Below are 20492 nucleotides of genomic sequence, written 5' to 3' on the forward strand. Positions count from 1 at the left end.
TCAATCCCCCCATCTTCGAAATAAATTGTGTTCAATATTAAAGCTGTCAAGCACTTTGCCCACCATGAAATCAATCAGATCATCCATACTTTGCGGCCCGAAATAAAAAGCCGGCATTGCGGGAATCATCCGAACTCCCAGACGGGACAGCTTCAACATATTCTCTAGATGAATGGCATGCAGTGGAGTCTCACGAGGAACAAGCACCAGTGGGCGTCCTTCCTTGAGCATAACGTCAGCAGCACGTGTCATCAGATTATCAGAGGTCCCATTCGCTACCGCGGACAATGTTCCCATAGAGCAAGGCATAATAATCATCCCTTCCACACGAAACGAACCACTTGCAATGGATGCGCCGATATCCGCAACTGGATGATAAAGCAGAGAACCGGGATAGCCTTTGAACCTTTCGTTCAAAAAGCCCTCCCGGTCTGATGCGATATAGCCAAGTTCTTCTTTAAATACGCGCCAGCCCGCATTGCTAACCACCAAATGCACGGAGTAGCCTAGTGACAGCAAGGTTTCAGTTAGACGAACACCATATATCGCACCGCTTGCTCCTGTAATTCCAACCACGATGTTTTTCGGTTTAGTAAGCGTCATTAGTAGAACTGCACCACCAAGTCAATCAAAGTGAAAGAGAACACTACGATGCTCAATACGCCGTTCATAGTGAAAAAAGCAGTCTGCAGACGGCTCAGGTCACTCGGAGATACAATGTAATGCTCATAAAAGAGAATAATATATGCGATGATCATGCCTGCTACATACCACCAGCTTAAATCCGTCATAAACAGCAACGATACGAATCCAATCGCCGTGAGAATGTGAAATACGCGGGCAATAATGAGTGCACCTTGAACCCCGAACCGAACCGGAATGGACTTCAAGCCCTCTTTTAGATCAAACTCAACATCCTGACAAGAATAAATTACATCAAAACCTGCAGTCCAAAACACAATAGTGAAGTAAAATACCATTGAAGTCCAATTCACGCTACCGGTCACAGCTACCCAACCGCCTAAAGGTGCAAGCGCAATGGTCAGACCGAGGATAAGATGGCAAGCCCATGTAAAGCGCTTCGTAAATGAATAAATAACAAGAAGGAAAACTGCGATTGGCAAGAGCTTGGCCGACAAAGGATTCAGCTTAAAGGCTGCCCAAAAGAGTAAGAAAAACGAAATGCCAATAAAAATGACGACTTCACCGATCTTCAATAATCCTGCAGGAATAGCCCTTCCCGCTGTGCGAGGATTCTTAGCATCACTTATCCGGTCAATCAGTCGATTCAGCCCCATAGCAGCGCTCCGTGCCCCAAACATAGCCACTACGATCCAACCAATCTGGCTCCAGGAAGGTAGCGTGCCAGACATGACAACGGAACCAAGTAAAGCGCCCATAAAAGCAAAAGGTAAAGCAAATACCGTATGTTCAAACTTGATCATTTGTAAAAAGATACCGATTTTCTTAAACATTCCCGTTCTCCTTGAGCCCAATATGTAATGCCGCGATGCCTCCGGTCAAGGGGAAGGATTCCACTTTTTGCAGTCCGGTTTCACGGAAAATAGCAGCTAATTGCTCCCGGTCAGGGAACAGCGCCAGCGATTCTGGCAGCCATTTGTATTGCTCATACCTTTTAGCGAATAACTTGCCCAGCAATGGAAGTACACGCTGAAAATAAAAGAAATAGATACCTTTAAACGGTTGTTTCATCGGCTTGGAAAGCTCCAGGCAGACCACCATTCCTCCGGGTTTTACCACGCGTTTCATCTCGTTCAGCACTTGAACAAGATCCGGTACGTTGCGGAGTCCAAAACCAATCGTTGCATAATCGAATGCGTTGTCTTCAAAAGGCAACTCCATAGCATTGCCCTGTACGAGAGAGATCCGGTCCTGAAGCTTGCGCTCCTCCACCTTACGGCGCCCCACTTCAAGCATGCCAGCACTAAAGTCAAGTCCTATCACATTCCCTGTCTGTGTGGCTTCTGCCAAGGCAATGCTCCAATCGCAAGTGCCGCAGCATAAGTCTACAGCTGAATCCCCGCGCTTCATGCCCATCTTCTTCATCGTGAACTTGCGCCAAGCCTTATGGCGGCGAAAGCTTAAGATATCATTCATCAAATCATATTTACCTGCAATACTCTCAAACACCGAGTGCACAAACTGTTCCTTCGGCTTGCTGTTATCACCCACAGCAGTTGTAGTTTTGTCCATAGTCATCCACTAACCCTCCACGGCTGCTTGTCCTGAGACTTTCATCTGCAGGAGAATACGATCCAGCGCTATCTCAAGCTCTCTAAGCAGGCTTTCGTCTTTAACGCTTTGTAATAGTCCCTGAATCGACTGAATCGACTGATGAAGCTTGTCCGTCAGCAGAGAATCACATTTATATTTCATCTTCAGCATCTTCCAGTCCTTCTGATCAAGGTTCTGGTCTTGAAGCTGTTTGCGTTCTTCCTCTGTCGCTGACTCCAGCATCTTCCAGTAGCAATAACCATTGCTAGCATTCTCAAGGTTATCACAACGCTGAAGCTCTATGGCAACAGTTTCGCACTGACTGAATTCTGTCAATAACTTCTCCCACAACTCCACTAAGGAATTCTCGATCATGGGCGTAAAAGAAAGGAACAGCCGCATATTGAGCTGTACCATGTGCCGCAAGTATTGTTCAGCCGAAAGACGGATTCCTCTCATCTTCACATAGAGGTTCGCTTTCAAGACATTAAAATCAGCAATCGCCTTACTCAAGATTCCAACCATCTCAATTTGATCACTCTTTGCAAGCAGATGGTAAAACCAGCTACTGAAATAATCGCCAGCCAATACCTTTAATTGACGGGAACGCATAGGATCTCCACCGCGTCTATCATTCGAGCGGTCAATTACCTCATGTGTATCTAGTCCAAGTTGAATAAGTGCTGTTACGAGCGTATACAACTCACCAGCATTTCCTTTAACAGAAGATCCATGGTTTAGAAAAATATATAACAAATGACCCCGGCCATCAGAAAACGGCGGCAAATCCGTATGCTTCTGAATCATGTCGTAGTCGGTGTAGGGTTTTGCCAGTTGCGGTATGCAGTACGGTTTCATTTCAGCCTCCGAAGCCATTGACATTAATAATAATTCCTTTGTTCACAATCTTGTCTATTATATCACATGTTTTTTTGTCACGCACTGTGGTACGACTGAGTTTCTTTTATTCTTCTCAAGGATAAATGAACTGCTTCTTCCAGAGCTCAGTCTCACTAATACGGAAGCCCGTCTTGAGTCGCTCGGATATGGGGAGATTACCCGCAGACTGAAGTTCATTCTGGAGTTCAGCCGACCACTCCGTGCGTCTGATATCCCCTGCTAGCAGCAGCCGGCGGCTATCCAGCCATTTATCCATGACCACGATGCGCAGCAAAAGCTGATCCACATTCGAGGTTTCTTGAAAAGCAAAAGAAATAGCCTGCGCCATATTTCGATAAAGCTCCTGGGGTTCATGATCATTTCCGCTCACTTTTAAATCCAGTGACAGAACGTGATCCTCCCAGCCTACGCTATCAATGGATAAGGTCAATGGAAGTGCGCCAAGAACATCAACAAGATTATCGTTGTCTAGCACTGTGTTATGGCCGCCAGTAAAAGTCTCTACTGCACCATTGCGTTGCTGTAAGGTAGAATCCATATCTGCCACTTTGGGCAATATTACAGCAGAGGTTGCAGTCAAGAGTAATACGGCTCCGACCCACCAGGCCTTGTTCATGAACACGCCTCCTTATCCATAATTCCCACTCTTAGCTAATACGATCATTTATCTTTACTATATTTTGAAAAAAAGCAGGCTATGCCTGCTTTTCAGCTTTCACTTTCCAATTGTCCGTGCTTTGTCCATATTTCAGCCTTACCGCGAATCTTCATCGCTGAGGTATGATCAGTAAACTGGGCAATCAATACCTCGCCCTTATCCAGCTTCTCTGTATGATGAAAACGTGTATCTGTACCTCTGGTTAGCCCAATGACCTGAACGCCATTATCTTTAGCTTTAACCACAATATAGTCGCTGCCCGTTGGAAGCGGAGTAGTACCCGTATTTTTATCCATCATCACTCATCCTCCTCTAAACCTATTATACAGTTCATAGTATTTCAAAAAACAAATGCCGCCTTGGAGGGCGGCATAGTTGTTCTTAAAAGACTATGGGATAGGTATGTAGAAATCTTTATTTGATTCCGTCTTTCAGCGCCTTACCGGGTTTGAATGCCGGTACCTTGCTTGCAGGAATTTCGATTTCTTCACCAGTTTGCGGGTTACGGCCTTTACGTGCAGAACGCTCACGCACTTCAAAGTTTCCGAATCCAACCAGTTGTACTTTATCACCGCTTTGCAGTGCTTCTGTAATTGCTTCGAAAACCGCATCTACAGCTTTAGTAGCATCCTTCTTGGGAAGTTCAGTTGCTTCTGTAACTACATTGATCAAATCTGATTTATTCATGTTTTCTCACCTCCCTGAGTAAATTCTCCGGTATCATACACTGTTTCCGTTTCAACGTAAAATATACGTGATAATCCCGTTTAAAACTTAACTTTGGCGCCCTTAGACCTTGAAGCGCAACAAACTTATAGTAATACAGCCCATCCATAAATTCAAGCTGTTACTCAAAAAAGGAGCAGAAATTATCATCTATCCGTGCATATTTATCTAAATTCGATCTAATTTGTTAGACCTATAGGAGCAGTTTAGGTCTTTATTTCATCAGAATAATTGAGTCAGATTCACCGTTATTATAGGAACTAGGAATCAAGTTTTAGGATATATACAAATAAAAAGAGCAGGATTTCTCCCACTCTTTGAATTTATTTATATTCAGCTTAGAGAATAATTGCAATAAGTCCGCCGGAACCCTCGTTAATAATGCGGCCAAGCGTTTCTTGCAGCTTGTAGCGTGCATTATCCGGCATCATAGCTATCTTGCCTTGAATGCCTTCTCTAACAATGGAGTGCAGGGAGCGGCCAAAAATATCGGATTCCCAAATCTTAATAGGATCATTCTCAAAGTCCTGCATCAGATAACGAACCAGCTCTTCGCTTTGCTTTTCCGTTCCGATGATTGGCGAGAATTCAGACTCCACATCCACCCGAATCATATGAATGGACGGTGCAGTAGCCTTTAAGCGAACCCCGAAGCGAGAGCCCTGACGTATCAGTTCTGGCTCGTCGAGCGCCATTTCGGCTAAGGATGGAGCCGCGATACCATAACCTGTAGTCTTGACCATTTCCAATGCTTCTGAGAATCGGTCGTATTCTCGTTTCGCATGCGAGAACTCCTGCATAAGCTGGAGCAAATGATCTTTACCGCGGATCTCAACCCCGACCACTTCCATCAGAACTTGATCGTACAGCTCTTCTGGAGCATACAGGTCGATCTCTGCTACGCCCTGACCCATGTTCATACCACTTAGGCCAGCTTTATCAATAAAGTCATATTCGGTGAACTGAGATACGAGGCGGTCAACATCCCGCAAGCGGCGAATGTCTTTTACCGTATCGCGAACGGAGTTCTCATAACTACTACGCAGCCAGTGGTTTTCTCCAAGCACCATAACCCAGCTTGGCAGGTTTACATTTACTTCATGCACTGGGAATTCATAAAGCACTTCCCGCAGCACACCAGTTACGTCATCTTCGCTCATGTTTGCGGCGCTTAGCGTCATAACTGGGATATCGTATTTGATGGCTAGCTCGTTACGGAGCTGCTGCGCTTCCTCACTGCGTGGCCGGGTGGAGTTAATGACAAGCACAAATGGCTTACCCACTTCCTTCAGCTCTGCAATGACGCGCTCTTCAGAGTCCACGTACGAGTTCCGCGGAATTTCTGCAATCGTACCATCTGTTGTTACCACTACACCTAGCGTTGAATGCTCCTGAATAACCTTACGTGTCCCGATTTCTGCCGCTTCCTGAAAAGGAATAGGCTCTTCAAACCAAGGTGTAGAGATCATTCGTGGTCCATTTTCATCCTCGTAGCCTTTTGCACCTTCTACAGCGTAACCCACACAGTCTACCAGACGAACATTAACCTCAAGCCCTTCCGCAACCTTGATTTGGACTGCGTTGTTAGGCACAAACTTCGGTTCTGTCGTCATAATCGTTTTGCCTGCTGCGCTTTGCGGAAGCTCATCCACAGCTCTTACTCGATCAGCCTCATTCGTGATGTTTGGCAGGACAATTGTTTCCATGAAGCGCTTGATAAATGTCGATTTCCCCGTGCGAACCGCGCCGACGACGCCAAGATAAATGTCTCCGCCGGTACGCTCGGCAATGTCCTTGAAAATATCCACTTTTTCCAAAAGAGATCCCCTCCTCATATTACTCCGAAGAAAAAATGCCTGAAGAGCATCGACTTCGCGTTCCGCCGGTAATCTGACCCTTGCAGGACATCAACCGGACTTATCGTATGCCCGCCCGAAGCCTAGCTGCTTTCGACCGGGACGTACTTGCCCCGCGCTAAACTCCGAATGCTCGGACATGCATTTGGACTAGTATCATCATATGTATCCGGAACGAATTTATGACCCGTATTCGCGCATTTCCCAATGTAATTTCAAAAAAGTTAAGTCTGCGCGCCGCAAGGCGTCTGACGCCCGGAAGCTTACTCATCCATCTTATGAGCTAGGATTCTTTGATAGAACTATTTTTAGTGGATGCTGAGATTAAAAGGTTATAAACAAAAAACGCCTAATGCCCCGGATAAAACCGAAGCTTAGACGCTTTTAAACTATAACTCTAACTTGGAGGCTGTGGGATCGGCTGATTATTAATCCATAGATACGGCAAAGACTTTACGGGAACGTAATATGAAGCTTCCTCCAGATCCAGTCGCAAGTCCTGATTCTTGTCGCGCTCTCCACCCTTCTTATCGACGGCAGCCATGATATCAAAAACATAATCTACGTAGACAGTTCCATCCTTATCCATGATAAAGTCAAGAACTTGACCGGAATAGACACTAGTTAACGTTATAGAGCTTGTACCCGCCTGCTTATGATCAATAGTATACAATCCGGGGTATAGCTCATCAAGCACAGGCAGGTTGCCGCCATGAGCTGATTTATAGCGGTTAACCTGTCGTTGCACGTCATTCACCTTTTGAACCGTAACAAGGTCCATCACCTTCACCACAGGATCAATTTCCTCATTCAAAATAAGAAAATAAGCACTTCCACCCTGCTCAAAAGCGGTAGCCGGTATATCATCCAAATATCCCTTATTATTCAGCTTCCCCAAGTCGATACGAAACTTCTCATACCTTGGAGTAGTTTCATCCGCATTAAGAATGGGCAGTACCCCTTCCTCCTGTTGATAATCATCAACGGCTGCTTGTATCCGTTTAACACTTTCCCGATAATTAACACTAGCCCGCTTCTCTTCACCTGGGTATAGACAGCCCGAAAGCGTAAGCGCGAGCGATACCATCCCTAGCAAAATCTTGGCCCCTGCCTTCAGTTTCATTTTATATCCTATAAACTCCAACCGAGTCCCTCCCACGGTGACATTCTTACGCTACCACAGCTCATCTTCTTCCCCACGCCGCGCTGCTTCAAGCTTACGGCGCACCGCAGCCTTCAGTGGATCTTCCGGCACCTGAACGGTTACGTCGCTCCATACGGCAGCCTGACAGGCCAGACGCGTTCCTTCTTCTAAGGCCGATCCAAGCTTACGCCGCTCAATATCACCGGGAGGCCTTACTGCAGCAGCCTCTTCCTTCGCGACTGTAACCTTGCACATCAGACAGCCTGCTTTGCCTCCGCATCTAGTTGTTATTGGCACTCCTGCTTTACGAGCAGCCTCTAATAACGAAATGCCACGGTTCACAACAGCTTTACGGCCTTCTGGTTGAAATACAACGGTAACTCCTTTTTGAGATTTCATGATGTTACTTCCTTCCTCAACACTATGTAATTGCTTACATAATTGAAACAACTCCGCCCAATAGGCCCACTAACATGATGACAAAAGCAAGTATAGACAGTACAGCCTTAAGCAAGCCCTTGGTTTTGCTCCGAGCAAAAGTTATAAGAAATACTGATAATCCCATAATCAGCATCGCAATCAGGGATAACCACATTTTTGTCATCGGATCCATGGTCAAAGCCCCCATTCGCCTGTAATTTATTAGGGACTATTATATCATGACCTTATCCTTTTCTGTAAAAAAACATCATTTTTTATGTATTATTTTAAATAAACTACGCTTCGTGAAAATTATCAGGAATATAAAAAAAAGCAAAAGACGACGGAATCATTCATTGATCCGTTTTCTTTTGCTCACCCAACATAAAGCTATTTTTTAAGCATCATTTTCATTAAAGACTCCATTGTGCTGGAACCTGCGCCGCCTTTTTTAACGGCATTGATAATCTCCTGCACAGTAGCTTCACTGACCGGCACTTTCGCCATTGATGACACCTGCTTAATTAACTGGCGGAGCTGGGCTTCATTCTGCGTAGTTCCTGGCTTTACCGTACTGGCTAGCTTTTTGACGGCACTTTCCGTAATGTTCTTGCCCGCCTTTCTGTTAATGGCGTTCAATGCATCCTTGGAAAAATCTCTGCTCACTTTTCATCCCTCCTCCGTCAATCCCCATTACAACATATGAGAATTTGCGGAAAAAGGTGAACAGGATCAGGAATGCCACTGCTCCCAAGTTTCCTGGGAGATCGACTCAAGCTCAGGTTTACGATCACGACCCATCAAGGCTTCAACTGCACTGCGTGGGCTTCTTCCTTGAAAGAGCACATGATAAATCTGATCCGTAATCGGCATCTGCACACCCAGTTTGAGCGAAATTGCATAAGCTGCTTCGGTAGTACGAATACCTTCGACTACCATCCCCATGGATTCCAGCACCTCGGCCAGCGGCTTACCTTGACCAAGCATGGACCCAGCGCGCCAGTTACGGCTGTGCTGACTAGTAGCTGTCACAACAAGATCGCCAATTCCGGCAAGGCCGGCAAAGGTCAAAGGATTGGCTCCAAGCTCAACTCCCACCCGAGAGATCTCAGCGAGTCCACGGGTTAAAAGCGCTGCTTTAGCATTGTCCCCATATCCAAGGCCATCGGATAGGCCTGCACCAAGGGCAATAATATTCTTAAGAGCACCGGCAAGCTCTACCCCAACCTGATCACGATTCGTATATACACGGAAATCGTTGTTGATGAACAATTCCTGCGCTTCGGCGCTACGCTTGTCATCAGGTGAAGCAACTACAACTGTTGTAGGGCACAGACGTACAACTTCCTCTGCATGACTTGGACCGGAGAGCACAACGATCTGCCCTTCGTCACAGCCCAGTTCCTCTGCAATTACGATAGACATCCGCTTATTGCTTTCCGACTCAAAGCCCTTCGTAGCATGGACACATAACATGTCATCCTTCCAGAATGGCTTCAGACTGCGAGCAACCTGCCGCATTCCTGAAGACGGAGCCACAATTACAACCGCCTTAGAACCGGACACTGCCGTTTCCATATCCGTAGTTGCAATAATGTTAGCTGGCAGAGCGATGCCAGGTAGATACTTATTATTCGTATGAGAGCCATTGATCTCGGCAGCTTGATCAGAGTTGCGTGTCCACAGATAAACTTCCGAGTGGTTTGCAGCCAGCACACTAGCCAGCGCAGTTCCCCAGCTCCCCGCTACAAGTACGGTAACTTTATCAGACAACACGATTCCCTCCTTTAACTTTTGAGCCTATCTTGTTCTCACGGCCTTCTACGATCTTTACAATATTCGTCCGGTGCCGCCAGAAGGCGAAGACCGCAATAATAATACTGGTCCAGAGCACAGGTTGTGTAAATCCTGTCAACAATAAAGCCACTGGTGTCAGTGCTACAAAAATTAATGAGCCAAGGGACACGTAACGTGTGATAAAGATAGACAGGATGGCGATGATACCGGCGAGCAGCGCTGGCCATAAACAAAGCGTAGCCATAACACCGATCGTAGTAGCAATGCCTTTCCCCCCACGAAAACGAAAATAGAGCGGCCAATTATGTCCGATGATGGCAGCGATTCCGCAAAGAGCCGGAACCCAGGTTCCCCATCCGCCGACCCAGGTTCCTAACCATACAGCGGCAACCCCTTTCAGCACATCCAGCAACAGCACTAATATTGCAGGACCTTTACCCAATACACGCAGTGTATTGGTAGCCCCCGCATTTCCGCTTCCGTATTGACGGATATCAATTCCCTTTAGCAACTTTGCAAGCAGTACACTAAAGCTGACAGAACCAAGCAAATAGCTTACAACGATAACCAGAAGTTCAAGCGCCACACTTCTTCTCCCCTAACCTTCGTTTTCGGATTTGCGCCGTGTAAAGAGACGGATTGGTGTTCCTTCGAAATTAAACGCTGCGCGAATTTTATTCTCCAGATAACGTTCATAGGAGAAGTGCATCAGCGATGGATCATTCACGAACACCACAATCGTAGGCGGCTTCACCGCAACCTGCGTTACGTAGTTAATACGCAAGCGACGGCCTTTGTCAGTTGGTGGAGGGTTAATCGCGATTGCATCAGATACAACGTCGTTCACCAAATGTGTAGTAATGCGCAGTGCGTGCTGTTGAGATACATGCTGTACAACAGGCAGCAGTTTTTGCAAACGCTGTTTGGTTAAGGCCGACAAAAAGACAACCGGTGCGTAACTCATAAACAAGAAATGGTCACGAATCTTAGTCTCAAAGTTTTGCATAGTCTTATCGTCTTTCACAATGGCGTCCCATTTGTTCACAACAAAAATAGATGCTTTACCAGCTTCATGTGCATAACCAGCAATATGCTTGTCCTGATCGATGATGCCCTCTTCGCCGTTAATTACAACGAGGACCACATCAGCCCGTTCAATCGCACGCATAGCACGCATAACACTGTATTTCTCAATGTTCTCGTATACCTTGCCTTTTTTACGCATACCTGCCGTATCGATAAGCACATAACGTTGCCCATCACGTTCAAAAGGAGTATCGATAGCATCTCTTGTTGTCCCTGCAATATCACTGACGATAACACGTTCTTCGCCCAAAATCGCGTTGACCAAAGAGGATTTCCCTACATTCGGACGGCCAATCAAAGCTACACGAATGACATCCTCATCGTATTCATCATCTATTTTCTCAGGTAGGCGCTCAACTACAGCATCTAGCAAATCGCCGAGTCCGGTTCCGTGACTACCAGAAATTCCGATTGGATCCCCAAAACCAAGGCTATAGAACTCATAAATATCATCCGCACGCTTCATATTATCCACTTTGTTGATGGCAAGAACGACCGGTTTACCTGAACGGAACAGAATCTGAGCTACCTCTTCATCTGAATTCGTCACACCACTCTTTGCCTCACACATAAATACAATAACATCCGCTTCTTCAATCGCCAGCTCCGCTTGAACGCGGATTGATTTCAGAATTGTGTCTTCTCCATCAATTTCAATACCTCCGGTATCAATCACACTGAACGACTTACCGTTCCAATCTGAAATACCATAAATCCGGTCACGTGTAATCCCCGGTTTATCTTCTACAATGGCTAATCTATCGCCAATCAGCCGATTAAATATCGTCGATTTCCCGACGTTAGGCCTCCCAACGATTGCCACAACGGGTCTTGCCATATTCATTCCTCCTGTCATCCTTACGTTACTCATCATAGCAAAAAACATTTAAATTGGCTAACAATCATGTTAACTCTCATCAATCCTGCCGGTTCCGAAAAAAAGACAATCGGCGAACCCCCGTATCGAGGGCTCGCCGATTACTTTACCCGTATATTCAAAAGCTCGTTTAGGGATTAGTTATTACCCTTAAATTTGTCCAGCTTATCACCAAAACGTTCAGCAAGCGTAAAGCTAAGGCCTTCGTTGCTAAGGGAAACGTTAGGGTTGTTCAGAACTTCTTTAGGAGCTCTGTCTCTGCTATTGCTGCGTTCAGGTCTAGCAGATGGAGCTGGAGCTTCTTCAGTTTCTTTGATGCTCAGGCTAACACGTTTCTCGGATGGATTGAAGTCCAGAACTTTCACTTGAACTTCTTGTCCTTCTTTCAATACTTCGTGTGGAGTAGCGATGTGTTTGTGGGAGATTTGTGAGATGTGCACAAGACCTTCCACACCCGGAAGCAATTCTACGAACGCTCCGAAGTTCACAAGACGTTTTACAACGCCTGTTACAACATCACCGATGTTGATTTCGCCAGCAGCAGAGTCCCAAGGACCTGGAGCAGCAGCTTTGATGCTCAGGCTGATTTTTCCTTTTTCAGGATCAACCTTCAATACTTTAACACGTACTTTATCACCTTCGGATACTACATCAGAAGGTTTCTCTACGTGACTCCAAGCGATTTCAGATACGTGTACAAGACCGTCAACTCCGCCCACATCAACAAATGCGCCGAATTGAGTCAGACGTTGTACTGTACCTTCGATGATTTGGCCTTCAGATAGCTCAGCCATAATTTTCAGCTTGTTAGCTTCGAATTCTTCTTCAAGAACTTCTTTAGCAGACAAGATTACTTTGCTGTTCTCACGGTCAAGTTCTTTCACTTTAACACGCAAGGTACGGCCTTTGTAATCGCTGAAATCTTCAACGAAATGACGCTCTACCATGGAAGCTGGAATAAATCCACGAGCTCCAACATCAGCTACTAGGCCGCCTTTAACAACGTCAGCCACAGTAACTTCGAAAGCTTCTTGGGAAGCGAAGTATTTCTCAAGATCTTCCCATGATTTTTCACTATCAACTGCACGTTTGGAAAGAACAAGGCTTTCCTTGTTGTCGTTGATGCTGACAACTTTACATTCTACTTCCTGTCCAACTTCTACTGCTGCAGCAGCGTTGTCCAGTTGTACTGCGGACAATTCGCGAATTGGAATCACACCGTCGTATTTATATCCAATGCTTACATAAGCTTGGTTATCTTCGATTTTGACGATTGTTCCTTTCACGGTATCGCCTTTTTTCAGAGAAATGATTTCCAAGTCAGCTTGGTTAGTCACTTCTTCTTCGTTAACGGCAGCAACTTCTTCTACAGCTCCGTTATTTTCTGTCACAGCGGAATCCACCGCTTCTACGGATTCATTCTTTTCCGCAGCTTCCTGATTTTTAATTTCTTCAGACATGTGATTAGCCTCCTCGATTCAAAACCCCATTTATTTAAACCTGCGTATAGCAGAGTTCAAAACAAGCAATGCTTGATATTGCCACTTACACTTGATGATAGTATGTTCCAAAAAATAGCGGCTATGCCGTTATTTAATCAAAACATTGAGCAAAATTTATTGCTCTGCTCATCCCTTAACTAGCACTTGGTTTACCTGTCTCTTTCATCTCACGGATGCGATCCATAATGACATCGGTAACAGCCTCGAGAGATTCGCTCCCCGCACCGGCAAATTGACTAAGGTCTACAGGAGCACCGTAGACAACGACCATGCGTCGAAAAGGTTTATACTGGCCGATAATAGCCGCTGGAATAACTGCTGCGCCACTTCGAAGTGCAAAGCTAGCAGCACCCTTCTTGGCCACTCCGGCATCAGAGTTACGCGTACCCTCCGGGAAGATACCCATGACATTACCATTACGAAGTGTGTTAAGGGCCGTTTTTATGGATTCTTTGCTTACGCCGCCACGTTTCACCGGAAAAGCACCCAATTTATTAATGAGCCAGCCGAGCACCGGAACCTCAAACAGTTCAGCCTTAGCCATATACTTTACCTGACGGTCCAGCTTAATTCCAATAGTCATTGGATCAAGCAGACTAATGTGGTTAGCGCAGAGCAGTACCCCGCCCTCCTTTGGCACATTTTCTTTCCCCACAATCTTAAGCGGGAAAAGGATTGCGTAAATCAAGCGAAGCAATCCAACACAAATTGCATAAATCATAAATGATTTCTCTCCCCGTCAACATGAGATCTACAGTGGGATACAATGGCCTCCACAACTTGATCGATATTCATTAAGGTCGTATCCAGAAGAATAGCATCCTCTGCACGGCGCAGCGGTGAAATCTCCCGTCCTTCATCCAGACGGTCCCGCTTTGCAATATCGTGTTCAAGCTGCTGAAGCGTCACCGATTCCGCGTCTCTCAGTTCCTTATAACGACGGAGAGCTCGTTCTTCCACACTTGCCGTCATAAAAATCTTTACCTCGGCATCCGGCAGCACGGTTGTACCGATATCGCGGCCATCCATTACCACGCCTTTGCGAAGCGCCATCTGACGCTGCAATTGACTCAGTCTGGATCTTACATCCTCGATCTTCGCATACTGCGACACAAGGCCGCTAACCTGAAGGCTCCGAATATGTGGGGTCACGTCTTCCCCATTAATCAGCACCTTCTGAATGTCTCGTTCCGGAATAAGTTCAATCACCATGTCGCGAACCTTCTCGTTCACTCGCTGCTGATCTTCCGGTTCAATGTCTTCTTGGATCATATACCAGGTGATTGCCCGGTACATTGCACCAGTATCAACATAGATATAAGACAACTTCTGGGCTACCAATCGGGCTACAGTGCTCTTGCCTGCCCCGGCAGGTCCGTCGATGGCGACGTTTATTCTGTCATAAGTATGTGTACCCTGCCTATCCAACGGGGCATTCCTCCTCAAACACTCTTTCATAAAAAAACATCTAGCGTTACGAAAACTATTCCTGCAATATCAAGGAGCACACATAAATTGTTATGCTTGATGATATTATCAAGAAAAAAGCAGGCATTGCCTGCGACTTATAAAATTATACCACAGTTTATACTTCAGTGCAAAATCAGACAGCTTAATAGAGCTGTTAAAAATGCTTATCTGTTGCGGAAATCAAACTGACGTTCGAAGCAATAACGGATAATTTTCTGGCGTTCCAAATCTGAAATAGCGACAAATTTCAACATGGCTAAAAGACGTCCATTCTCAAGCTTTTTAATGCGCACTACTTCACCTTCAAAATTGACATGCTCCGTGCTTCCGTTTCGATAAGGAACCAGTACCCAGCAGGACAATTTATTACCAACCTCCAGCTTAACCTGGTTATCCACCAAAAAGGAGATTCCTCCGCCACCAATATCATCTGTACGAACCAGGAACCGTTTGCCAAGGCTATCCTTCACAGCAAGCTCTAGATCAGCATTCACTCGGAAAAAGCTTCTTCTCTGGATCTTAAATATCGAATCTGTCTCCGGCTTTTGAATCCTGACCATACGAATTACATCTTCTTTAAAGCCCAGCACATAAGTATTAAAGTAATTTTTAATGCCACCCTCAGTTAAAAAATAGACCGAAAGCTCGTCCCCCATAAAGAGCCTTTTTAGACGACCATTGCTCTCCTGCATAGGAATTTCAATCAGAAATGCGTCTTCTTCCGTCTCTGCAATTCTTGATCTATATTCAACTTCTGCTTCAGCAGCGTCACTGGAAGCAACCTGTATGTATAGATATTCGTTAATTTTAGGATACAAAGATGTCACCGCCACATCAGTTTAGTAATTATCACTAAGCCTGATTATAGCATGGGAATATCAGCCAGTCAGATATATTTTATAGATATTGCAAAAAAAAGGGACGCACCCAACTGCTGGATGCGCCCTCCCTTTTATTTTGCCTCAGACCCCGAAGAAGGTCTGATTTCTTCCACAGACTCTTCAATTCCATCCTCAGCGTTAATATAAATACGATACTTTGAGCCATTGACCCCTCCACCGAACTCGTAAGTCAAGACCTCGACGGAATCATCATTTTTAATCCAGGACAAGCGATTGTATTGCTCCTTGAAATCAGAATTCAGAAATTTTCTCGCCTCAGCAAGAGTAAGCTTTGGTTTTGGAAGCTGACGGTTGTCCTTATGCTCTTTAACATATTCGCTGGCCTCAAAACCGATGGTATCACCTGTATCCAGCCCCATACGAATAGTCATTTTTTCAGGATAAATCAATACATCATTCTGTTTGGTCACAAAGGTCAAATTCCCGATATTATCATAACGATCAGCGCTAACTGCAGTCATATGGGGATATCCTTTTTTCTCAAGAAACTTCTCGGCTTTGGTAACTGCTTCTTTAATAGCTACCTTGGCAGGTCCAATCTCACGGTTATCATAATAAGAGATCAGCAATCCGCCATTTTTTGTGAAATCCATACTGATGGTGTGCTTTTCATTCGAACCACTAACTGTTGCCGTATAGGATGGCCATTCGGTGTTCTTCCCATTTTCTTTAACATCGACTTTAGCGTTGGAGCCCGCATCCGCGAACTTCAATGCCTTACGTTTGATGTCTTCGGCAGTCACGGGGTTACCTCCGAGCATTTTGACGGAACGTTTATCGTAAATGCTTGCTACTGAAGGGCCCCAGTCTAGCTCAGGGTATGCGCCAACACGTTTATCCACCGTTTTGAAACCGTCAATAATCGTGTTGTCCTCCGCTTTATTTTCTGTTGCCAATGCCGTTTCAACATCCATCCAGCGCAGCCGGTTGCCAATGACTTTATTCTGTACCTCTTGCAAATCCTTAGAGATTTCTCCCGAGTTCTTATACAATGCTTTTAGATTACTCAATTCTCCATCTGTCAGAGGTTTTTTAGTGAAGTCACGAATCCCGGCTTTATAAGAAAAGTTGGAGATTTTGGACAGAAACTCCTCTGTTTTGCTAAATGGCAGCAAGGTCAGCGGCAGCTGATTAATCTCATTTTGGGCCTCACTGGTCATCCGCCACACATTGACGAGTCCTTTGCGGTGCATTCCGTTAGAAGCAGAATTAACCGCAAGCGTATTTCCAAGCTCACCATGAAGACGGTCCACATGATAGGACAAATCGTGAAAGGCGCGTTGATATTGGTTTTCCGCCTTAATTAGTATTGAATTCTTCTCCTGGTTCTCCTGATAACCCCACACAAGCGCACCAATCAGCAGCAGCGCGGTCAGCGGGAACATTACAGCACTTAATCTTTTGTACATAGGGCTACAAGACTCCTTTCGATAGCTTATTGGCGTTAGTTTGACAATAAACTAGGAGTCTTATGCACTGAAGTTGCTACACCATGTGACTATAACGTCCGCTCATGCTCTTTCTTCAATCTCAAAGCCACTGCTATTACTGCAAAGGCATTGTTTAAAGCCGGTTTGAATGATACCATGCTCTTTAATCCCTCTTAATATGTAGGTCTCACCGCACTGTTTGCAAACGATACGTACTTTTATACGCAAAAAAAGACACCTCTCTCCTCTCTGGAATTCCTTACTAGGAACTGCCCTTCGAATATAAGTGTGTCCATCTCGATTATAGGTTAACCTCTTCTTCACGTTTCAGAAAGCGGAAAGGAGAACGGCTGTTGGCCCTAGCTACCTTTCCCATACCTCCATACCATAGGATAGCCATCAGAGGCACAATAAACCATATCCAATAGTTAGCTGTCGTACTCAAAATAAAGTCATATATCCCATGCCACATCCATGGCAACAGTAGCGAAAAAACCAGAATTCTCCGGGTCTTAACACCTTTTGTGAACTTCGCCCTCCCCATATGGTAGCCCATGATCACACCAAACATAGCGTGTCCAGAAACCGGAAGAAGTGCTCTCAGAAACATTGATCCGATTGAAGCGTTGCTATACCAAGCGTACATTACATTTTCTATTGTTGCGAAGCCGAGCGAAATCGCCACAGCGTATAGTATCCCATCATATGGCTCGTCAAATTCGGTATGATTGTAAATCATATGGTAAAGCACAAACCATTTTAGACATTCTTCCACGCCAGCGGATATGAGAAACGACTCCACATACGGACCGCCATTTAGTCCCAGCATCAGCCCTCTCTGAATGATCATGACAGGAAACACAATCAGAAGGCCGAGCAAGAATACTTTAATGACTACATGAAGCGGTTCTTGATCATACTTGTCTTTCAGATAAAAAAAGGTCAACAGAGCAAGTCCCGGCGCCACTGCCGACGAAATAACCGATAACACGAGCACCGAATAACCTCCCTACACCCCTAAACCCTATTACTGCCGTTACACAGCAAGGTAGATGATAACTTTGATACAAGAATGACCGACATATCACCAACAACAAGACTAGGGCTGATCGGCCTAAACAATGGTCATCAGCCCCTAGATCTTGCCTAATTACTCCTGACGCTTAAAATGAGTGCACAATAACTGGACCGCATTCTCCGGCATCACTGTTTTCCCATATTCATCGAGAACAGCTTCTGTGACCGGTGAGGAATCTCCAAACTCAGCTAGTACGCCAACAAGACCTGACAACGCCGTTTCTTCAAATTCCTTTGGATCGAAATACAGATACCATTTATTGTTATAAGAATACAGTTTCCCCTGGGAAGTAATATTACCGATGAGCACATGGGCCGCTTCAACCAGAACCTCGAAATCGCGGAATGCATATACAATGGAGTCGCTTTGTTCAAGAGTAACTTCCATTTCATAAATCTCTTCTGGCAATTCTTCTTCCCCGGACGCACCGTACTGATGGTGATCATATTTTCCTCGGGTCACTATAACGACCATACCTTGCGCGGGCAATGCGAAAACTTCTACGGCAAGCGGACCCGTGGCATCAAAACCTAGTTCACTATATGCTTGATCCATCATCTCCGTAAACAGGTCATGAACCTTAGGAACTTCCTGCCACATGTCTTCCTTCTGGATGCCCCGCTCGCTCAGGTCGTCAAAAGTGAGGAAAATCCGTATCTTATCTTGACTTAATCGCTCTATTCTCATGACAGGATCCTCCTTTTGCAAGCTCATTTATTATAATGTATGATGAGTCCCGAGTAATGAGCCAAAAATGGTTACTATGTAAGTATGTTATCATTTTGCCGAGATAAATGCACGTAAATAAATATATAAAATCCTCTCTATTGAATAAACCATTTTCAGAGCCCTGAATAATAAAAAAGAATCATTCTGCGGAATATTTCATCCCCAAAATGATTCTGATGGAGTCCTTTACGGTTACAATCCCGGTATGGTTGTATGCGTTTCTTTAAGAATCTGCTCTACTTCGCTCTTCACTTCAGGATTGCTGCGAATGAATTCCTTTAACAATTTAAGATTGGATTCCTTCGACTTCACTGGTGATTCAGTCTTATGCTCAGTGGTTCCGCTACTTGAACCGTTACTTTGAGCATTACTGCTTGAAACAGCAGTGTTACCAAAACCAGTCGTGGCCATACCGATTATTTTTTCTTTTGCTTTATCTGCAGCTCCACTCATGGAACCACCCGATTGCCCTAGCGAAGACATTAAAGAATTCCGCTTTTTGGACATAATCATACTGGCTGCGGCGCCCATCAGCACCCCGCATAAAAATGACGAAGTATTCATATTTCCAGCCTCCTTGTATGGTAAAATCATGTTTAGTGTTCGCGGAAAGATTCCGGCTCATACAACCTAATAACAAGAAAGCGAGTTGAAAAAAGTGGGTAAAATGACATCAGTGCTCCTATTGGCTACCTTGTTGCTTACTGCCTGTGGCAACAGCGGTGCAAATGGAAATACAGCTAAGGAAACAAATGCCTCAAACAATCCGCCCACGGCGGCAGCTACACAAAGCGCAGAAACTACGGCGCCATCACCTGAAGCAACAGCAGATGGAGGTACTACAGGAAATAGTACTGCCAGTAAGGGCGAAGCATCCGCTGAAATTCCACTGCTGTACCATATGAACAAAAATTACGATATCGTCCCTAATGAGGAAGCTACAAATAAAAAAGTGGTTTTGCTCACCTTTGACGACGGTCCTAAAGATGCGGCAATGATTAACCCTTTGATGGATGTTCTGGACAAACATCAAGCTAAAGCCATCTTTTTCGTGAATGGTTATCGTGTTAAGGAGCATCCTGAGCTTCTGGAGTTAATACATAACCGCGGTGGAATTATCGGCAACCACAGCTGGGATCATATTGTATTGAAAGACAAGTCCTATACTGAGGTTAAAAAGCAAATCGAAAATGTTCAAAATATTGTCAAAGAAACGCTGGGAGAAGCTCCTCACTTTTTCCGTCCGCCACATGGTGCTGGCGGGGATGTTGGCAAGAAGGTCGCTGCCGAGAATGGAATGTTATACATGACCTGGTCTGTAGGCTCTCTTGACTGGGAAATGAAAGAAAAAGAAACGGGTAAGACAGAAAAATTGATCAGCAATGTTACCGATCAGCTGCATTCTGGCAGTAATATCCTGATGCATGAGCTACCATGGACCGTTGAAGGTCTGGATACCCTGCTCACTACACTTGAGGGCAAAGGATATAGCTTTGTTGATCCGCGCAGCATTGAGCTAAAAATGCGTTGATCTCATTATCCGTACATGTCCGATAATTGCTTCGTCAGTGCAAATGTTTCAAATCAAACGAAAAATAGAAGGGGGTTCCAAAAGCCATTTGCATGGCTTTGGACCCCCCTTTTTTTACGCTACCTATTTTTCTTACTGGAAAGAGTAAGCA

The 20492-nt window shown here is 45.1% G+C and carries 24 protein-coding genes; 1 reads left to right on the top strand and 23 read right to left on the bottom strand.

All coding sequences use genetic code 11. The annotated features are described in order from the left end of the window. From NSQ50_RS20595 to NSQ50_RS20705, 23 genes are all read right to left on the bottom strand, one after another. Window positions 1-603: a UbiX family flavin prenyltransferase gene (locus NSQ50_RS20595; RefSeq protein WP_076223050.1), complete on the bottom strand. Its 603-nt coding sequence runs from the start codon at window positions 601-603 to the stop codon at window positions 1-3. After that, on the bottom strand, window positions 603-1475 hold the full coding sequence (locus NSQ50_RS20600; protein WP_036676227.1) for a UbiA-like polyprenyltransferase: 873 nt from the start codon (window positions 1473-1475) through the stop codon (window positions 603-605). Before NSQ50_RS20600 ends, NSQ50_RS20595 begins: the two co-directional genes overlap by 1 nt. Continuing rightward, on the bottom strand, window positions 1468-2214 hold the full coding sequence (locus tag NSQ50_RS20605; RefSeq protein ID WP_036676394.1) for a demethylmenaquinone methyltransferase: 747 nt from the start codon (window positions 2212-2214) through the stop codon (window positions 1468-1470). The genes NSQ50_RS20600 and NSQ50_RS20605 overlap by 8 nt, the downstream gene beginning before the upstream one ends. A 9-nt stretch (window positions 2215-2223) precedes the next feature. Beyond that, window positions 2224-3117 carry a heptaprenyl diphosphate synthase component 1 gene (locus NSQ50_RS20610; protein ID WP_235219377.1) on the bottom strand — a complete coding sequence of 298 codons (894 nt, stop codon included), beginning with the start codon at window positions 3115-3117 and terminating at the stop codon, window positions 2224-2226. Between the two features lie 91 nt (window positions 3118-3208). Then, window positions 3209-3751, bottom strand: a complete 543-nt coding sequence (locus tag NSQ50_RS20615) for a hypothetical protein (RefSeq protein ID WP_038572433.1) — start codon at window positions 3749-3751, stop codon at window positions 3209-3211. Window positions 3752-3843: 92 nt separating this feature from the next. Then, window positions 3844-4092 carry a trp RNA-binding attenuation protein MtrB gene (gene mtrB, locus NSQ50_RS20620; protein WP_051490908.1) on the bottom strand — a complete coding sequence of 83 codons (249 nt, stop codon included), beginning with the start codon at window positions 4090-4092 and terminating at the stop codon, window positions 3844-3846. Between the two features lie 115 nt (window positions 4093-4207). Further along, entirely contained in the window at window positions 4208-4480 is a 273-nt protein-coding gene (locus NSQ50_RS20625; protein ID WP_036676223.1) for an HU family DNA-binding protein, read from the bottom strand. A 377-nt stretch (window positions 4481-4857) separates the two neighbouring features. Next, window positions 4858-6336, bottom strand: coding sequence for a stage IV sporulation protein A (gene spoIVA / locus NSQ50_RS20630; protein ID WP_036676222.1), 1479 nt, complete (start codon window positions 6334-6336; stop codon window positions 4858-4860). Window positions 6337-6772: 436 nt separating this feature from the next. Continuing rightward, window positions 6773-7519 carry a DUF3939 domain-containing protein gene (locus tag NSQ50_RS20635; protein WP_256715457.1) on the bottom strand — a complete coding sequence of 249 codons (747 nt, stop codon included), beginning with the start codon at window positions 7517-7519 and terminating at the stop codon, window positions 6773-6775. Between the two features lie 30 nt (window positions 7520-7549). Beyond that, window positions 7550-7918 (bottom strand): 2Fe-2S iron-sulfur cluster-binding protein, encoded by a 369-nt coding sequence (locus tag NSQ50_RS20640; protein ID WP_036676220.1) that lies wholly within the window; start codon window positions 7916-7918, stop codon window positions 7550-7552. Between the two features lie 34 nt (window positions 7919-7952). Then, complete coding sequence (locus NSQ50_RS20645; protein ID WP_036676218.1) at window positions 7953-8132, bottom strand: DUF2768 family protein; 180 nt, start codon at window positions 8130-8132, stop codon at window positions 7953-7955. Window positions 8133-8329: 197 nt separating this feature from the next. Further along, window positions 8330-8605, bottom strand: coding sequence for a stage VI sporulation protein F (locus tag NSQ50_RS20650; RefSeq protein ID WP_036676216.1), 276 nt, complete (start codon window positions 8603-8605; stop codon window positions 8330-8332). Window positions 8606-8671: 66 nt separating this feature from the next. Beyond that, window positions 8672-9712, bottom strand: a complete 1041-nt coding sequence (locus NSQ50_RS20655) for an NAD(P)H-dependent glycerol-3-phosphate dehydrogenase (RefSeq protein ID WP_036676214.1) — start codon at window positions 9710-9712, stop codon at window positions 8672-8674. Continuing rightward, entirely contained in the window at window positions 9705-10322 is a 618-nt protein-coding gene (plsY, locus tag NSQ50_RS20660) for a glycerol-3-phosphate 1-O-acyltransferase PlsY (protein ID WP_036676213.1), read from the bottom strand. The genes NSQ50_RS20655 and plsY overlap by 8 nt, the downstream gene beginning before the upstream one ends. Before the next feature lie 12 nt (window positions 10323-10334). After that, complete coding sequence (der, locus tag NSQ50_RS20665) at window positions 10335-11660, bottom strand: ribosome biogenesis GTPase Der (RefSeq protein ID WP_036676212.1); 1326 nt, start codon at window positions 11658-11660, stop codon at window positions 10335-10337. 176 nt (window positions 11661-11836) lie between these two features. Further along, window positions 11837-13159, bottom strand: coding sequence for a 30S ribosomal protein S1 (gene rpsA, locus NSQ50_RS20670; RefSeq protein WP_170914203.1), 1323 nt, complete (start codon window positions 13157-13159; stop codon window positions 11837-11839). A 175-nt stretch (window positions 13160-13334) separates the two neighbouring features. Continuing rightward, complete coding sequence (locus tag NSQ50_RS20675; RefSeq protein WP_036676211.1) at window positions 13335-13922, bottom strand: lysophospholipid acyltransferase family protein; 588 nt, start codon at window positions 13920-13922, stop codon at window positions 13335-13337. Continuing rightward, window positions 13919-14629, bottom strand: a complete 711-nt coding sequence (gene cmk / locus NSQ50_RS20680; protein ID WP_036676210.1) for a (d)CMP kinase — start codon at window positions 14627-14629, stop codon at window positions 13919-13921. The genes NSQ50_RS20675 and cmk overlap by 4 nt, the downstream gene beginning before the upstream one ends. 206 nt (window positions 14630-14835) lie before the next feature. Then, on the bottom strand, window positions 14836-15489 hold the full coding sequence (locus NSQ50_RS20685) for a flagellar brake protein (RefSeq protein WP_036676209.1): 654 nt from the start codon (window positions 15487-15489) through the stop codon (window positions 14836-14838). 134 nt (window positions 15490-15623) lie between these two features. Further along, complete coding sequence (gene ypeB / locus NSQ50_RS20690) at window positions 15624-16982, bottom strand: germination protein YpeB (RefSeq protein ID WP_076223048.1); 1359 nt, start codon at window positions 16980-16982, stop codon at window positions 15624-15626. A 322-nt stretch (window positions 16983-17304) separates the two neighbouring features. Next, window positions 17305-18000 (bottom strand): glutamic-type intramembrane protease PrsW, encoded by a 696-nt coding sequence (gene prsW / locus NSQ50_RS20695; protein WP_036676204.1) that lies wholly within the window; start codon window positions 17998-18000, stop codon window positions 17305-17307. Window positions 18001-18153: 153 nt separating this feature from the next. Continuing rightward, the gene (locus tag NSQ50_RS20700; RefSeq protein ID WP_036676203.1) at window positions 18154-18768 is read right to left on the bottom strand and encodes a genetic competence negative regulator; all 615 of its coding nucleotides are present in this window, start codon (window positions 18766-18768) and stop codon (window positions 18154-18156) included. Window positions 18769-19002: 234 nt separating this feature from the next. Continuing rightward, entirely contained in the window at window positions 19003-19374 is a 372-nt protein-coding gene (locus NSQ50_RS20705) for a hypothetical protein (protein WP_036676200.1), read from the bottom strand. Window positions 19375-19477: 103 nt separating this feature from the next. Here NSQ50_RS20705 and NSQ50_RS20710 point away from each other — a divergent pair, with 103 nt between their 5' ends. Beyond that, window positions 19478-20341: a polysaccharide deacetylase family protein gene (locus NSQ50_RS20710; protein WP_370511381.1), complete on the top strand. Its 864-nt coding sequence runs from the start codon at window positions 19478-19480 to the stop codon at window positions 20339-20341. The last annotated feature ends 151 nt before the right edge of the window (window positions 20342-20492 follow it).

The organism is Paenibacillus sp. FSL R10-2788 (assembly GCF_038003885.1).
GTDB lineage: Bacteria > Bacillota > Bacilli > Paenibacillales > Paenibacillaceae > Paenibacillus_AQ > Paenibacillus_AQ odorifer.

Bases quoted from the DNA above. Each gene is read 5' to 3' on its own strand.
- NSQ50_RS20595 (WP_076223050.1), bottom strand. From the start codon at position 603: ATGACGCTTACTAAACCGAAAAACATCGTGGTTGGAATTACAGGAGCA.
- NSQ50_RS20600 (WP_036676227.1), bottom strand. From the start codon at position 1,475: ATGTTTAAGAAAATCGGTATCTTTTTACAAATGATCAAGTTTGAACAT.
- NSQ50_RS20605 (WP_036676394.1), bottom strand. From the start codon at position 2,214: ATGGACAAAACTACAACTGCTGTGGGTGATAACAGCAAGCCGAAGGAA.
- NSQ50_RS20610 (WP_235219377.1), bottom strand. From the start codon at position 3,117: ATGTCAATGGCTTCGGAGGCTGAAATGAAACCGTACTGCATACCGCAA.
- NSQ50_RS20615 (WP_038572433.1), bottom strand. From the start codon at position 3,751: ATGAACAAGGCCTGGTGGGTCGGAGCCGTATTACTCTTGACTGCAACC.
- mtrB (WP_051490908.1), bottom strand. From the start codon at position 4,092: ATGATGGATAAAAATACGGGTACTACTCCGCTTCCAACGGGCAGCGAC.
- NSQ50_RS20625 (WP_036676223.1), bottom strand. From the start codon at position 4,480: ATGAATAAATCAGATTTGATCAATGTAGTTACAGAAGCAACTGAACTT.
- NSQ50_RS20640 (WP_036676220.1), bottom strand. From the start codon at position 7,918: ATGAAATCTCAAAAAGGAGTTACCGTTGTATTTCAACCAGAAGGCCGT.
- NSQ50_RS20645 (WP_036676218.1), bottom strand. From the start codon at position 8,132: ATGGATCCGATGACAAAAATGTGGTTATCCCTGATTGCGATGCTGATT.
- der (WP_036676212.1), bottom strand. From the start codon at position 11,660: ATGGCAAGACCCGTTGTGGCAATCGTTGGGAGGCCTAACGTCGGGAAA.
- rpsA (WP_170914203.1), bottom strand. From the start codon at position 13,159: ATGTCTGAAGAAATTAAAAATCAGGAAGCTGCGGAAAAGAATGAATCC.
- NSQ50_RS20675 (WP_036676211.1), bottom strand. From the start codon at position 13,922: ATGATTTATGCAATTTGTGTTGGATTGCTTCGCTTGATTTACGCAATC.
- ypeB (WP_076223048.1), bottom strand. From the start codon at position 16,982: ATGTACAAAAGATTAAGTGCTGTAATGTTCCCGCTGACCGCGCTGCTG.
- NSQ50_RS20700 (WP_036676203.1), bottom strand. From the start codon at position 18,768: ATGAGAATAGAGCGATTAAGTCAAGATAAGATACGGATTTTCCTCACT.
- NSQ50_RS20705 (WP_036676200.1), bottom strand. From the start codon at position 19,374: ATGAATACTTCGTCATTTTTATGCGGGGTGCTGATGGGCGCCGCAGCC.
- NSQ50_RS20710 (WP_370511381.1), top strand. From the start codon at position 19,478: ATGACATCAGTGCTCCTATTGGCTACCTTGTTGCTTACTGCCTGTGGC.